The following is a 15,141-nucleotide window of genomic DNA, read 5'->3' on the forward strand; positions in this document are numbered from 1 at the left end:
GCACTCGACAGGATTCGAACCTGTGACCGCTCGGTTCGTAGCCGAGTACTCTATCCAGCTGAGCTACGAGTGCATTTTGTGTTTTTATACCAGATCACAACTGGTTGAAGCCGAGTCATTCACATCACTGCAAACAACCCTTAAATGGTGCACTCGACAGGATTCGAACCTGTGACCGCTCGGTTCGTAGCCGAGTACTCTATCCAGCTGAGCTACGAGTGCATTTGTTGCCGCGCATTATAGGCCGTTCAATCTGTTTGTAAAGCGCTTTTTTCTAGTAATTTCAACAACTTACCGAATAAGCCAGATTACAACGAACTACGAAAATAATGGCGGAGAACGGGGGATTCGAACCCCCGACACCCTTTTGAGGTGTACTCCCTTAGCAGGGGAGCGCCTTCGGCCACTCGGCCAGCTCTCCGCAACACGGGGCGTATATTAACCAGCTTCTTCCCCGTTTGCAAACATAAAAACGATAAAAATTAATGGCTTGGTTCTTCGTCCTTCTCTTTCTTGATACGCAGGTAGATTTCCTCACGATGGACAGCCACCTCTTTAGGGGCGTTCACACCAATACGCACTTGATTTCCTTTGACGCCGAGCACGGTCACGGTGATTTCGCCATCACCAATAATCAGGCTTTCTGCGCACCGACGAGTCAGAATCAGCATACCTTTCTCCTCACGCATTACATTTCAGGGACAACAGTCTGCAAAAAAAGAGGCACTCGACCTACAACCAAAACGGTCGCGGCCTGCATGCCTGAGTATTGACCAGCACGAGCAAAAGAACAGCTTCGGGTCGCGCCGTTCAAAAAACAAAGAGCGCGGTCAGACCGCGCTCCTTGGCAAACGCATCACTCGCCCTGGCGGGCCGGTGCGTCCAGTTCGAAAGCCGTGTGCAGGGCGCGCACAGCCAGTTCCAGGTACTTCTCTTCGATCACTACGGAGACTTTGATTTCCGATGTCGAGATCATCTGGATGTTGATGCTTTCCTTGGCCAGGGATTCGAACATGCGGCTGGCTACGCCTGCGTGGGAGCGCATGCCAACGCCGACGATCGAAACCTTGGCGATCTTGGTGTCACCCACGACTTCACGGGCACCGATCTCGCGAGCGGTGTTTTCCAGCACAGATTGTGCCGCCTGATAGTCGTTGCGGTGCACGGTAAAGGTGAAGTCGGTGGTGTTATCGTGCGCAACGTTCTGCACGATCATGTCGACTTCGATGTTCGCGGCACTGATAGGACCGAGAATCTTGAACGCCACGCCCGGGGTGTCTGGCACGCCACGGATGGTCAGCTTGGCTTCATCGCGGTTGAAAGCGATGCCGGAAATGATCGGCTGTTCCATGGTTTCCTCTTCATCAATAGTAATGAGGGTGCCCGGACCCTCCTTGAAGCTGTGCAGTACGCGCAGCGGAACGTTGTACTTGCCGGCGAACTCGACCGCACGGATCTGCAACACCTTGGAACCGAGGCTGGCCATTTCCAGCATCTCTTCGAAGGTGATCTTGTCCAGGCGCTGGGCCACGGACACGACGCGCGGGTCCGTGGTGTAGACGCCATCGACATCGGTGTAGATCTGGCATTCATCAGCCTTCAAGGCTGCTGCCAGGGCCACACCCGTGGTGTCAGAACCGCCACGACCGAGGGTCGTGATATTGCCGTGCTCGTCGACACCCTGGAAACCAGCGACAACGACCACACGACCAGCCTTCAGGTCGCCGCGAATCTTCTGGTCATCAATCTGCAAGATACGCGCTTTATTGTGCGCGCTATCCGTCAGAATCCGGACCTGATTACCGGTGTACGAAACCGCCGGCACACCGCGCTTGATCAGCGCCATGGCCAACAGGGCAATCGTCACCTGCTCGCCGGTGGAAACGATCACGTCCAGTTCACGCGGAACCGGTTGCCCGTCGCCACTGATTTGCTTGGCCAGATCGATCAGACGGTTGGTTTCGCCGCTCATTGCAGACAGCACAACCACCAGGTCATCGCCGGCATCGCGGAATTTCTTAACCTTGTCGGCGACTTGCTCGATTCTCTCGACAGTGCCGACCGAGGTGCCTCCAAATTTCTGTACGATCAAAGCCATTTCAAAGCCGCCTCTGCCCATGAAGGGCGCCCAAATAATCACTCAAACAGCGTTCCGGCCCGCCACTAGACTGCGGGCCGAGAGCACTGCCTTATAAACCCTGCTCTACAAATGGAACGGTCAGCGCCAGTGCTGCATCCAGTGCGCCAGCGTCGGTACCGCCGCCTTGCGCCATGTCTGGACGACCACCGCCCTTCCCGCCCACTGCCGCAGCGGCTTGCTTCATCAAATCACCGGCTTTGAGTTGGCCAGTCAGGTCTTTGGTTACGCCTGCAACCAGTACGACCTTTTCCTCATGGACACTGCCGAGCAGGATCACTGCGCGGCCGAGTTTGTTTTTCAGCTGATCGACCAGCGCCAGCAGCGCCTTGCCATCCTGACCGTCCAGACGAACAGCCAGCACTTTCACACCCTTGACGTCCAATGCCGAAGCCGACAGATCGTCGCCCGCGGCGCTGGCAGCCTTGGCTTGCAATTGCTCGAGTTGTTTCTCCAGCAGACGGTTGCGCTCCAGCACAGCCGACAACTTGTCGATCAGGTTGTCGCGGCTGCCCTTGACCAGGCTGGCCGCTTCCTTGAGTTGTTCTTCAGCCGCATTCAAGTAGGCCAGGGCCGCAGCACCGGTGACCGCTTCGATACGACGCACACCAGACGCCACACCACCCTCACTGATGATTTTCAGCAGGCCGATGTCGCCGGTACGGTTGGCGTGAATACCGCCGCACAGCTCAACGGAGAAATCACCGCCCATGCTCAGCACGCGAACATTGTCGCCATACTTCTCGCCGAACAGCGCCATGGCGCCTTTCTTCTTGGCGGTTTCGATATCGGTCTCTTCGGTTTCAACCGCGGAGTTCTTGCGAATTTCGGCGTTGACGATCTCTTCCAGCGCTTTGAGCTGTTCCGGCTTGATCGCTTCGAAGTGACTGAAGTCGAAACGCAGGCGCTGACTGTCGACCAACGAGCCTTTCTGCTGAACGTGATCGCCCAGCACCTGGCGCAAGGCGGCGTGCAACAAGTGAGTGGCCGAGTGGTTCAGCGAGGTGGCGTGACGCACATCAGCCTCGACGTGGGTTTCCACCGGCGCACCGATCAACAGGCTACCCGACGCCAGCACACCGTGATGCAGGAACGCGCCACCGGTCTTGGTGGTGTCGCGCACATCGAAGCGCGAAGCACCGGCCTGCAGGTAGCCGCAATCGCCGACCTGGCCACCGGACTCCGCGTAGAACGGGGTCTGGTTCAGAACGACCACGCCTTCTTCGCCTTCGCTCAATACATCGACCGATTGCCCGTCCTTATAGAGGGCAACGACTTTCGCCGAACCGCTGGTGGCGTGGTAACCGGTGAACTCGGTATCGACATCCACCTTGACCAGGCTGTTGTAGTCCATGCCGAAAGAGCTGGCCGAACGGGCACGGACGCGCTGGGCTTCCATTTCACGTTCGAAACCTTCTTCGTCGATGGTCAGGTTGCGTTCGCGAGCGATGTCGCCGGTCAGGTCCATCGGGAAACCGTAGGTGTCGTAGAGCTTGAACACGACATCGCCGGGCACCACGTCGCCCTTGAGTTCGGCGAGATCCTGCTCGAGGATTTTCAGGCCCTGCTCCAGGGTCTTGGCAAATTGCTCTTCTTCGGCCTTCAGAACGCGTTCGATGTGCGCCTGTTGGGATTTCAGTTCAGGGAAGGCTTCGCCCATCTCGGCAACCAGTGCCGCAACGATCTGGTAGAAGAAGCTGCCCTTGGCCCCGAGCTTGTTGCCGTGACGGCAGGCGCGACGAATGATCCGGCGCAGCACATAGCCACGGCCTTCGTTGGATGGCAGCACGCCGTCAGCGATCAGGAAACCGCAAGAACGGATGTGGTCAGCCACGACTTTCAGGGACGCCTGTGCGTCGTTGGTGCAACCGATGGCCTTGGCCGATGCGCTCAGCAGGCTCTGGAACAGGTCGATTTCATAGTTCGAATGCACGTGCTGCAGCACGGCACTGATCCGCTCCAGGCCCATGCCGGTGTCTACCGACGGCGCTGGCAGCGGGTGCAACACGCCATCGGCGGTGCGGTTGAACTGCATGAACACGTTGTTCCAGATTTCGATGTAGCGGTCGCCGTCTTCTTCCGGCGAGCCCGGTGGGCCACCCCAGATGTCGGCGCCGTGATCGTAGAAAATCTCGGTGCAAGGACCGCACGGGCCGGTATCGCCCATGGTCCAGAAGTTGTCGGAAGCGTAAGGCGCGCCTTTGTTGTCGCCGATACGAACCATGCGTTCGGCGGGAACGCCGATCTCCTTGGTCCAGATGTCGTACGCCTCGTCATCACTGGCATAGACCGTGACCCAGAGCTTTTCCTTTGGCAGGTTCAGCCATTTGTCGGAAGTCAGGAAGGTCCAGGCGTAGGTGATGGCATCACGCTTGAAATAGTCACCGAAGCTGAAGTTACCCAGCATTTCGAAGAAAGTATGGTGACGGGCGGTGTAACCGACGTTTTCCAGGTCGTTGTGCTTGCCACCAGCGCGCACGCATTTCTGGCTGCTGACGGCGCGTGTGTACGCGCGCTTTTCCTGGCCCAGGAAACAGTCCTTGAACTGGTTCATCCCCGCGTTGGTGAACAGCAGGGTTGGGTCGTTGCCCGGAATCAAAGAGCTGGAGGCTACACGGGTGTGGCCTTGCTCTTCGAAGAAGCGAAGGAAGGCTTCACGGATTTCTGCGCTTTTCATTAGGTTCTTCCACGGAGGCTGCGGCCAAAGGCCTGTTCGAAACGTCAACAGACGAAGCGACGGCAAAGGGCCGCATTATATCGGCCCTACGCGCGGGGTACAGCGTGTTTATACGATAGAAACAGTCAATTGGAGCGCTAACGCTATCACTTGCGCGAAAAGTCGACGAATGTCGCGACGACCTGCTCGATTTGCGCCGCACTGACGTCCATGTGCGTGACCATTCGCAGGCGTGCGGCCGCGCTCAACTTGATCCCGCGCGCGTCGGCGAACGCCTTGAGCGCTTCGGCCTGGTCGCCCATCTGCACGTAGACCATATTGGTCTGCACCGGCTCGACCTCAAAACCTGCCGCGCGCAGGCCCTCGGCCAGCAATTGTGCGTTGGCGTGGTCATCAGCCAGCCGCTGAACGTTGTTGTCCAGCGCATACAGGCCTGCCGCCGCCAGAATCCCGGCCTGCCGCATGCCACCGCCGACCATCTTGCGCAGGCGCCGAGCCTTGCCGATCAACTCGACCGAGCCGCACAACACCGAACCCACCGGCGCGCCCAGGCCTTTGGACAGACAAACCGAGACAGAGTCGAAATGCTGGGTGATTTCCCGGGCGTCGACCCCGAGCTTGACCGCTGCGTTGAACAGCCGCGCGCCGTCCAGGTGCAGTTGCAGACCATGCTCACGGGTAAAACGGCGCGCCTTTGCCAGATACTCCAGCGGCAAGACCTTGCCCTGCATGGTGTTTTCCAGCGCCAGCAATCGGGTCCGGGCGAAGTGGAAGTCATCCGGCTTGATCGCGGCGGCGACCTGCGCCAGGTCCAACGAACCATCTGCTTGCACTTCCAGTGGCTGCGGCTGGATTGAACCGAGCACTGCCGCGCCGCCACCTTCGTATTTATAGGTGTGCGCTTGCTGACCGACGATGTACTCGTCACCGCGTTCGCAGTGAGCCATCAGCCCCAGCAAATTACTCATCGTGCCGGTCGGTACGAACAGCGCCGCCGCAAAACCCAGGCGCCGGGCCAATTCGGCTTCCAGTCGATTGACCGTCGGATCCTCACCAAAAACGTCGTCGCCGGTGGCGGCGCTGGTCATCGCATCGAGCATGCCGGCGGTGGGTTGGGTGACGGTGTCGCTGCGAAGATCGATAACACTCATGAATCTGGCCTCGGTAAACAGGGGGAAATCCCTTTCAGAAAAGAATTACTACGGTCATGCCGATGAATATTCAACCCTTGATGAAGGAAAAGTCGGGGTAATCCAGTGAAAAATTCGATGGAATTGATCTGAAAGCATCGATGCGTACGTAGGAAATATGTGTTAAAAACGCTGCGCCGCCAGAAAATCTGGCGGCAAAACGTTCTCAGGGCGGGGTGCAACTCCCCACCGGCGGTAATTGCGCGCAACGCGCATAGCCCGCGAGCGCTTGGCGAAAGTACGGCTTCGGCGGTGACTGGCGGCAAGGTCAGCAGACCCGGTGTGATCCCGGGGCCGACGGTCATAGTCCGGATGAAGAGAGAACGGGATTGGCGCCGCCTAGGCTCAATACCAAAGCGCCGTCCGCAGGCACTTGTGCCTGCGTACCCTTAAATCCCATTCGATTCATAACGCCCTGTTTTTCACACAAACAGGAGTCAGAACATGCAACCCACCGCAATCGACAGCAAAAGCAAAAACCATCACGGCGAACGCGTTGCGTTCATCCAGGCCTGCTGGCACAAGGATATTGTTGACCAGAGCCGTAAAGGCTTCGTCAGCGAAATGATTGCCCAGGGTTATCAGGAATCCGACATCGACTTCTTCGAAGTCGGCGGCGCCTTTGAAATGCCCCTGCACGCCAAGCTGCTGGCCAAGACCGGCCGGTATGCCGGCATCGTAGCGGCCGCCCTCGTGGTGGACGGCGGCATCTACCGTCACGAATTCGTCGCCCAGTCAGTGGTCAGTGGTCTGATGCAGGTTCAGCTGGAAACCGAAGTGCCGGTGTTCTCGGTGTCCCTGACCCCGCACCACTTCCATGCCGGCGAAGAACACCAGAAGTTCTTCTTCGAGCATTTCGTGCATAAAGGCCAGGAAGCGGCGAAGACGTGCGCGGATACGCTGCACAAGATCCGTGCGCTACGTCGTACTGAACCGCGCGCAGTCGCTGTTTAACACAGGACCTGTAGGAGCGAGCCTGCTCGCGATGGTCTTCAACGAAAACGCTGCGTATCTGATACCCCGCTGCGTTCTCAAGTCCATCGTGAGCAAGCTCGCACAGGGGTTATCCGGTCAGGCCAGATTTTCGTCGGTGGTCGGCACGATCAGGATGCCGGCACGCAGGCCATTCTTCACCTTGGGGTTCGGGAAGATAATCCGGGCGCCCTCCTCCTCGATGATCCAACGGGTCTGGGCGATGTCTTCGGCCAGCAGATAACCCACTTCCAGCTCCGAAAAGTTTTCGATATCCGCTGGCAAGTTCAGGCGGAAGTTGTCGCTGTGCTTGATGATTTCCCGCGCAACGCTGAACAGCTTCAAGCCATCCAGCGCCACTTCATTCAGCGCCGGCTCGGAGCCTTCGATAATCTGTTTGAGGCGTGTTTCCAGCCTGGACACGTTCACCCCGTCGTTCTGCCCGAATGGCCGCGCCTTGCCCAACTCCAGCGTGAAGGACTCGGCACCGAGCTTGTCGTAGGTGTAGGAGCTGAAAACGATGGACGGCTTGTTCTGCAGCAGCACCGCCTCCATGCCGGCGGCGCGCAGGCGGGCCAGCTCCTGGCGTGAATGCTGACGACCTTCCTTCCACGGATACAACGCGAACTGCTCGATTTTCGAGCCGCGAATGGCGGTGTGCAGGTCATAGTGCAGGCGGTCGCGGTCCGGCAGGCTGAAAAAGCTCGCCGCCAGTCGCTCCAGCTCACAAGCGCGCAACGCTTCGGAGCCGCTGCTTTGTTCGTGACGGCCGTTGAACAGCCGATTGACGTCCTGCTCGACGAAACGCTCGCCTTTGCGAATCGCCTCGGGGTTGCCGAACAGGAACAGAATACGTGCACGCGGTTTCAGATCACCGCGGGCGATGTCATGCAACAGGCGATCGAGCAGTTCGATCGGCGCTGTTTCGTTACCGTGGATACCCGCCGACAGCAGCAGGTCCAGGCCATTGTCGCGAGCTTCAGGTGGCCGGACTTCCAGCGCACCTTCGCTCAACCAGCGCATGCGCACGCCTTCGACAGTCAGTTGAGTCTTCTCCGCCGGTTCACGGCCGGCGAGGGTCAGTTCAAGCAGTTTGCCGAGGGCGAGCATAGAGCGGTTTCCTTAGTGATCGTGATTGCAATCCGGGCCGTGAACGTGGTCTTCGTCGCCGACTTCAGCCGGTTCCATTTCCAGTTGCAGACTTACCAGATTAGTCGCCAATGGGCGCAGCAGCAGGTTGGCGTATTCGGCGTCACCTTCTTCGACGTCCACGCCAATCAGCAACTGACCACGGCCATCGTGCTGGATCCACAGCTCCTTGCCTTGCCACATGACCGCGACGCGGGTGCAGGAGGTTTCCAGTTGCGTGCCGTCAGTGTCTTCAAGGATCAGCTGCAGTTTGTCGCTCATGTAATTACGCTCTCATTGGAGATGAAGCGGCGCGCGGTCGTGCCCGAGCGCGCGCCGTCGATCAATTGATCTGGAATGGATAAACCGAGCCCAGTTTAAGGATTTGTGTCAGTTCATCCAGTGCCGTCCGGCACTCAAGCAACAATTGCGGGTCCGCCAGATCGTTTTCGGTCATGCGGTCGCGGTAGTGCTTGTCGACCCATTCGGTCAACGTGCCATACAACGGTGCCGTCATGATAACCCCTGGATTGACCGCCGCCAGCTCGGTTTCGTTGAGAGCGACGCGCAAACGCAGGCAAGCCGGGCCACCGCCGTTCTGCATGCTCTGCTTGAGATCGAAGACTTTGACTTCGCGGATCAGGCCGCCGGAGCTGGTCAAACCCTGCAGGTATTGCCAGACACGCTCATTGCCACGGCACTCTTCGGGCACGATCAACAGCATGGAACCGTCGGGACGGGACAGCAGCTGGCTGTTGAACAGGTAGGAACGAACCGCGTCTTCAACGGTTACAGCGGAACGCGGAACGCAGATCGACTGGAATTTGCCACCGACCTTGGCGAGCTTGCTCTGCAACTCGGCCAGCATTTGCTCGGTCTCGAGGAATGCGTCCTCGTGATAGAACAGCACTTCGCCATTACCCACGGCGATCACGTCATTGTGGAATACACCCTGATCGATCACCGACGGGTTCTGCTGGCCGTAGACCACGCCGTCATCGCTCAGGCCGTGCAACCGGGCAACGGCCTGTGACGCTTCGAGGGTCTGGCGCGCCGGGTACTTCTGCGGTGCCGGGTAGCGGGTATCGAACGCGCTGCGACCGAAGACGAAGAATTCAACGCCGGCTTCACCGTACTCACGGCAGAAACGGGTGTGGTTGGCAGCGCCTTCGTCACCGAACTGCGCCACGGCCGGCAGGGCCGCGTGGTGCGCGAAGTGCTTCTGGTCGGCGAACATCGCCCCCAGCACGCGGCTGGTGGTCGGGTGTTCGATGCTGCGGTGATATTTGCAATTCAGGTTGGCGGCGGTGAAATGCACGCGGCCATCCGCAGTGTCGGCACTTGGGCTGACGGTAGCGGCGTTGGCCACCCACATGCTCGAAGCCGAGCAACTGGCGACCAGCAGGGGCACGGCGTCTTTGGCGGCGCGCTCGATGACTTGAGCGTCGGTGCCACTGAAGCCCAGGCGACGCAGTGCCGCCACGTCCGGACGCTCTTGTGGCGCCAGCACGCCTTGCTGAAAGCCCATTTCCATCAGCGCTTTCATTTTTGCCAGGCCTTGCAGCGCGGCTTCCTTCGGGTTCGAAGACTGCTGACTGTTGCTCTGGGACGCCACGTTGCCGTAGGACAGGCCACCGTAGTTATGGGTAGGCCCCACTAGACCGTCAAAATTGACTTCATAGGATTTCATCAGCGAGGCTCCACGAATCTGTTTTTATAGGCATCAGATAACAATTCAGTAAGACCGGGGCGCGGCCTTCGCGAGCAAGCTCGCTCACACATTGGAGTGCATTTCCCTGTGGGAGCGAGCTTGTTCGCGAATGGGCGTCAGGCCATTTTCACGCCGGGGGTCAGGGCCGACGGCAAGGCCAGGCTCGGGGTTTCCAGCGAGGCCACCGGATACGCGCAGTAATCCGCCGCGTAGTAAGCGCTGGCGCGGTGGTTGCCCGAGGCGCCGACGCCGCCGAATGGCGCGCTGCTGGCAGCACCGGTCAACTGCTTGTTCCAGTTGACGATACCGGCACGGCTCTCCAGCCAGAATTGCTGGTAACGCGCTTCGGAATCCGACAACAGACCAGCAGCCAGGCCGTAGGCCGTGTCGTTGGCCTCAGCAATCGCCGATTCAAAATCAGCGTAGCGGATCACTTGCAGCAGCGGGCCGAACAACTCTTCGTCCGGACGATCCGCCACGGCGGTCACATCCAGAATGCCAGGGGTCAGCAATGCGGATTGCGCCTGAGGCTGAGTCATCTCCAGCAACGACACGGCGCCGTTGGCCAGCAAATGCGCCTGTGCGTCCATCAGCGCTTTAGCGGCGCCCAGGGAAATCACCGAGCCCATGAACGGCGCCGGCTGCTGATCGAACGCGCCGACTGAAAGCGTCGAGCTGACCGCCACCAGCCGCGCCAGCAGGGTGTCGCCCCAGGCGCCTTGCGGCACCAGCAGGCGGCGCGCGCAGGTGCAACGCTGACCGGCAGAAATGAATGCCGACTGGATGATGGTGTACACAGCGGCATCGAGGTCGGCGACCTGATCGACCACCAGCGGGTTGTTGCCACCCATTTCCAGCGCGAGGATCTTGTCCGGACGACCGGCGAACTGCTGGTGCAGATGGTTGCCGGTACGGCTGGAACCGGTGAAGAACAGACCGTCGATGCCTGGGTTCGCCGCCAGGGCAATACCGGTTTCGCGAGCGCCTTGCAGCAGGTTCAACACGCCGGCTGGCAAGCCGGCTTCGATCCAGCACTTGACCGTCAACTCGGCCACTTTCGGCGTCAGCTCGCTCGGCTTGAACAGCACCGTGTTACCGGCCAGCAGCGCCGGCACGATGTGACCGTTTGGCAAGTGGCCAGGGAAGTTGTAGGGACCGAACACGGCCACCACGCCATGTGGCTTGTGACGCAGTACGGCGGTGGCGTCGCCCAGCGGGCCGCTCTTCTCGCCGGTACGTTCACGGTAACTCTGCACCGAGATCGCAATCTTGTTGACCATGCTGGTGACTTCGGTCGCCGCTTCCCACAGGGGTTTGCCGGTTTCCTCACCAATGGTGCGGGCCAGTTCGTCAGCGTTGTTCTTCAATGCGGCGGCAAAAGCCTCCAGCACCGAGATACGTTCTTCCAGCGTGCGACGGGCCCAGCCCGGGAACGCCTGGCGCGCCGCTTGTACGGCCGATTCAACTTGAGCAGCGGTGGCGCCTTCGCCGGACCAAACCACCTGTTGGGTCACCGGGTTCAGCGACTCGAAGGCTTCGCCCTGACCGGCCAGCCATTCACCTGCAATGTAAAGCGACTTCATTATTTCGACTCCCGAGCAGCGGACAACGGAACGGCGCGCACTTGATCGCCGGCGTTGAGTTGAAGACGTTTGGCGGTCAGCGGATCGACCACCAGCGTACCGGCGGCGAAGCGTGCGGGTGCGGCAGTGATCCGGCAGTCTTCGCGCTTGCGGTTGTGAATAATGAATGGCGTGGCGTCGTCACCCGGCGTGCCGATGGCCAGCACCAGGGCCTGGCTGTCGCGCACCGCACGGATCTTGCCGGTTTCGCACTCGATCGCCGGGCCGGCGTCGAAAATGTCGACGTAGCCTTGATAGCTGAAACCTTCGCTCTTGAGCATCGCCAGTGCCGGCTCGGTATCCGGGTGAACCTGACCGATCACGTTGCGCGCCTCCGGAGAGAGGAAGCAGGTGTACAGCGGGAATTTCGGCATCAGTTCGGCGATGAACGCCTTGTTGCCAACGCCGGTCAGGTAATCGGCCTGGCTGAATTCCATTTTGAAGAAGTGCCGGCCCAGGCTTTCCCAGAATGGCGAACGCCCGGCTTCGTCGGACACACCGCGCATCTCGGCGATGATCTTGTTGCCGAACAGGTGCGGGAATTCGGCGATGAACAGCATCCGCGCCTTGGACAGCATGCGGCCGTTGAGGCCACTGCGGTAGTCGGCGTGCAGGAACAACGAGCACAGTTCCGAGTTACCGGTCAGGTCGTTGGCCAGGAACAGCGTCGGGATTTCGCGATAGATTTTCAGCTCCTGCGAGGCACTGACTGTCAGCCCCACGCGGAAGTTGTACCAAGGCTCACGCAGGCCTACGGCACCGGCGATGGCGGAAATGCCCACCACGCGGCCGTCGTCGTCTTCGAGTACGAACAGGTAGTCCGCATCGCCCCGCCCGGCTTCGCCACGGAAAGTCTTCTCGGCCCAGCCGACCCGATGGGCCAGGCGCTCTTCGTTGGCTGGCAAGGTGGTCAGGCCGGTGCCGGTGCTGCGGGCCAGGTCGATCAGAGCGGGTAAATCGCTGCTGCGTACGGGACGAACGATCATGCTATCTCCTCAATCGGGTCGCTTGCGCCACCCGCGAAACTCGCTGCTTTCTAAGCATTCTTTGAAGCAGGCGTTAAACCGCCACCAGGCGCACGCTGGCACCTTCACCGACGCCCAGGGCTTCGGCTGCTTCCAGATCCAGGGTGACGGGTTTGCCCGGCGCGTAATCAAGCTCGAGCAATACCGCGCGGTAATCCTGCAACTGGGCGTTGGCCACCAGGTACTGACGACCGGCGCCTTTGACCGGCTCACCGATTTTCACCGGCACCACACGGCTCTGGGCAATCGAACGGATCCCCGAGACACGGGCGTGCAAGGTCGGGCCGCCGTCGAAAATGTCGATGTAGTGATCGGTCTCGAAGCCTTCGCGCATCAGGATGTCGAACGTGATCTGCGCCCGCGGGTGCACCTGCCCCATCGCTTCTTGCGCCGAATCCGGCAGCAACGGCACATAGATCGGGTAATGCGGCATCAGCTCGGCGAGGAACGTCCGGCTCTTGAGGCCACACAGACGCTCGGCTTCGGCGTAGTTGAGGTCGAAGAAGTTGCGACCGATGGCGTCCCAGAACGGCGAATCGCCATTTTCATCGCTGTAACCGACGATCTCGGTCACCACCGAATCGGCAAAGCGCTCCGGATGGCTGGCCACGAACAGCAGGCGACCACGGGAATTGAGCTCCGCCCAAGGCGAACCCACCAGCTCGCGCTGTACGTAGAAACTGGTCAGCAAGCTGTTGCCGGTCAGGTCGTGGCACTGAGAAAGCACATGGATCTTGTTATGAATCTTCAGCTCGCGTGAAGCGTGCACGAAGGTTTCATTACGGAAACTGTAGAACGGCTCGGAATAGCCGGCCGACGCGACGATCGCCGAGCAACCGACCAGTTTGCCGGTCGCGGTGTCTTCGAGGACGAAGAAATAGCTTTCTTCACCGTTGAAGCTGACTTCGGCAGCGAATGAGGCTTCGCTTGCCGCGATCTTGTCGCTCAGGCGTTCAACGTCATCCGGCAGGGAAGTGACACCAATCGGGCTGTCCGCAGCCAGACGCTGTACCTCGCCCAGATCAGCCATTTGCGCGGGGCGCATCACCAGCATGGTGTCACTCCTTAATCTCAGAACTTACAAAAGAAAAAATCCCGGGCCATCCCTGAAACAACTCAGAGTCAACTGTGGGAGCTAGCCTGCTAGCGATATCGTCCTGTCAGGCAACAATGATGCTGGCTATCAGGCCCTCATCGCTAGCAGGCTAGCTCCCACACTTTTGATCCAGCCCGAAACAAAAATTTGGATCGACGCCTGAAATGTCAGGCGTCGAAAGGTCTATCAGGCTTGTGTCAGCTTGGCTGCGGCGCGTTCGAAGCGGTCCAGGCCGGCATCGATATCAGCGTCTTCAACCACCAGGCTCGGGGCGAAACGAATCACGTCCGGACCGGCTTGCAGAATCATCAGGCCTTCTTTTTCAGCAGCGTTGAAGATGTCCTTGGCCTTGCCTTTCCAGGCATCGCTCAGTACACAACCGATCAACAGCCCCAGGCCACGCACTTGGGTAAACAGGCCGTACTTCTCGCCGATTTGCTCCAGGCGGGCCTTGAACTTGTCGTGCTTGGCGTTGACGCCGTTCAGCACTTCAGGGGTGTTGATCACGTCGATCACGGCTTCCGCGACTGCGCACGCCAGCGGGTTGCCGCCGTAGGTGGTGCCGTGGGTGCCGACGACCAGGTGTTTGGCCAGGTCTTCGGTGGTCAACATCGCCGCGATCGGGAAACCGCCGCCCAGGCTCTTGGCGCTGGTCAGGATGTCCGGCGTCACGCCGTAGTGTTGGTAGGCGAACAGCTTGCCGCTGCGGCCCATGCCGGTTTGCACTTCGTCGAACACCAGCAGCGCGTTGTGCTCGGTGCACAGCTCGCGGGCGCCTTGCAGGTAGGCCAGTTCGGCCGGCAGTACGCCGCCCTCACCCTGGATCGGCTCCAGCACCACGGCACAGGTCTTGTCGGAAACGGCGGCTTTCAAAGCAGCCAGGTCGTTGTAAGGGACGTGAGTGATACCGGTGATTTTTGGACCGAAGCCGTCGGAGTATTTCGACTGGCCACCCACGTTCACGGTGAACAGGGTACGACCGTGGAAGCTGTTCAGCGCGGCAATGATTTCGTATTTTTCGCTGCCAAAGCGATCGAACGCGACGCGACGGGCCAGCTTAAAGGCAGCCTCGTTGGCTTCAGCACCGGAGTTGCAGAAGAACACGCGCTCGGCAAAAGTGGCATCGATCAGCTTATGGGCCAGGCGCAAGGCCGGCTCATTGGTGAACACGTTGGACACATGCCACAGCTTGTTGGCTTGCTCGGTCAACGCACCGACCAGCGCCGGATGCGCATGGCCCAATACGTTTACCGCAATCCCGCCGGCGAAGTCGATCAACTCGCGGCCGGACTGGTCCCATACGCGGGAACCGGCGCCACGCACTGGAATGAAAGCGGCAGGCGCGTAGTTGGGAACCATTACCTGGTCGAAATCGGCGCGTTGTACCGCAGCGTGCTCAACGGACATCGGAGTCTCCTGAAGACGAACACTCGCCTGAAACTGGCGAGCGATGGGGGGGATTGTAAGGACAGTTTTCAGCCCGGCCTTGCCGCCAAGCGACAACTTCTTATAGCGCAAACCCCGGATTTTCCCGGGTTTACGGCAATGCGACATATAGGGTCGCAAAGGCGCAGTTTAACTGG

General features: G+C 59.7%; 12 protein-coding genes, 3 tRNA genes and 1 riboswitch. Of the genes, 1 reads left to right on the forward strand and 14 read right to left on the reverse strand.

The features are described 5' to 3' along the window. The 7 genes from AC1Q6D_RS27075 to ltaE all read right to left on the reverse strand — a co-directional run bounded on the left by AC1Q6D_RS27075 (position 1) and on the right by ltaE (position 5,965). Positions 1-73, reverse strand: a tRNA-Arg gene (locus tag AC1Q6D_RS27075). A 72-nt stretch (positions 74-145) separates the two neighbouring features. Next, positions 146-222: transfer RNA gene (locus AC1Q6D_RS27080), tRNA-Arg, on the reverse strand. Positions 223-330: 108 nt separating this feature from the next. Next, a tRNA-Ser gene (locus AC1Q6D_RS27085) sits at positions 331-421 on the reverse strand. A gap of 61 nt (positions 422-482) precedes the next feature. After that, positions 483-671, reverse strand: coding sequence for a carbon storage regulator CsrA (gene csrA / locus AC1Q6D_RS27090; protein ID WP_002554426.1), 189 nt, complete (start codon positions 669-671; stop codon positions 483-485). 185 nt (positions 672-856) lie between these two features. Continuing rightward, positions 857-2,098, reverse strand: a complete 1,242-nt coding sequence (locus AC1Q6D_RS27095) for an aspartate kinase (RefSeq protein WP_007934911.1) — start codon at positions 2,096-2,098, stop codon at positions 857-859. 91 nt (positions 2,099-2,189) lie between these two features. Next, positions 2,190-4,814: an alanine--tRNA ligase gene (gene alaS / locus AC1Q6D_RS27100; protein WP_103405948.1), complete on the reverse strand. Its 2,625-nt coding sequence runs from the start codon at positions 4,812-4,814 to the stop codon at positions 2,190-2,192. 146 nt (positions 4,815-4,960) lie between these two features. Continuing rightward, positions 4,961-5,965, reverse strand: coding sequence for a low-specificity L-threonine aldolase (gene ltaE, locus AC1Q6D_RS27105; protein WP_103405947.1), 1,005 nt, complete (start codon positions 5,963-5,965; stop codon positions 4,961-4,963). Positions 5,966-6,162: 197 nt separating this feature from the next. Further along, a riboswitch (FMN riboswitch) is annotated at positions 6,163-6,333 on the forward strand. A gap of 115 nt (positions 6,334-6,448) precedes the next feature. Here ltaE and AC1Q6D_RS27110 point away from each other — a divergent pair. After that, entirely contained in the window at positions 6,449-6,958 is a 510-nt protein-coding gene (locus AC1Q6D_RS27110) for a 6,7-dimethyl-8-ribityllumazine synthase (protein ID WP_047532368.1), read from the forward strand. Positions 6,959-7,075: 117 nt separating this feature from the next. Here the strand turns inward: AC1Q6D_RS27110 and astE are convergent, their stop codons facing one another. The 7 genes from astE to AC1Q6D_RS27145 form a co-directional block, all read right to left on the reverse strand. Then, positions 7,076-8,086, reverse strand: a complete 1,011-nt coding sequence (gene astE / locus AC1Q6D_RS27115) for a succinylglutamate desuccinylase (RefSeq protein WP_047532369.1) — start codon at positions 8,084-8,086, stop codon at positions 7,076-7,078. A gap of 12 nt (positions 8,087-8,098) precedes the next feature. Then, positions 8,099-8,386 (reverse strand): hypothetical protein, encoded by a 288-nt coding sequence (locus AC1Q6D_RS27120; RefSeq protein WP_047532370.1) that lies wholly within the window; start codon positions 8,384-8,386, stop codon positions 8,099-8,101. A 61-nt stretch (positions 8,387-8,447) separates the two neighbouring features. Then, on the reverse strand, positions 8,448-9,794 hold the full coding sequence (astB, locus tag AC1Q6D_RS27125) for an N-succinylarginine dihydrolase (RefSeq protein ID WP_103405946.1): 1,347 nt from the start codon (positions 9,792-9,794) through the stop codon (positions 8,448-8,450). Positions 9,795-9,931: 137 nt separating this feature from the next. Next, entirely contained in the window at positions 9,932-11,401 is a 1,470-nt protein-coding gene (gene astD, locus AC1Q6D_RS27130; protein WP_167361834.1) for a succinylglutamate-semialdehyde dehydrogenase, read from the reverse strand. Further along, the gene (gene astA / locus AC1Q6D_RS27135) at positions 11,398-12,423 is read right to left on the reverse strand and encodes an arginine N-succinyltransferase (RefSeq protein ID WP_090324582.1); all 1,026 of its coding nucleotides are present in this window, start codon (positions 12,421-12,423) and stop codon (positions 11,398-11,400) included. The genes astD and astA overlap by 4 nt, the downstream gene beginning before the upstream one ends. A gap of 73 nt (positions 12,424-12,496) precedes the next feature. After that, positions 12,497-13,516 (reverse strand): arginine/ornithine succinyltransferase subunit alpha, encoded by a 1,020-nt coding sequence (gene aruF, locus AC1Q6D_RS27140; RefSeq protein ID WP_025112905.1) that lies wholly within the window; start codon positions 13,514-13,516, stop codon positions 12,497-12,499. Between the two features lie 228 nt (positions 13,517-13,744). After that, on the reverse strand, positions 13,745-14,965 hold the full coding sequence (locus AC1Q6D_RS27145) for an aspartate aminotransferase family protein (protein WP_047532374.1): 1,221 nt from the start codon (positions 14,963-14,965) through the stop codon (positions 13,745-13,747). Positions 14,966-15,141 lie beyond the last annotated feature (176 nt).

Source organism: Pseudomonas sp. MT92 (assembly GCF_058792515.1).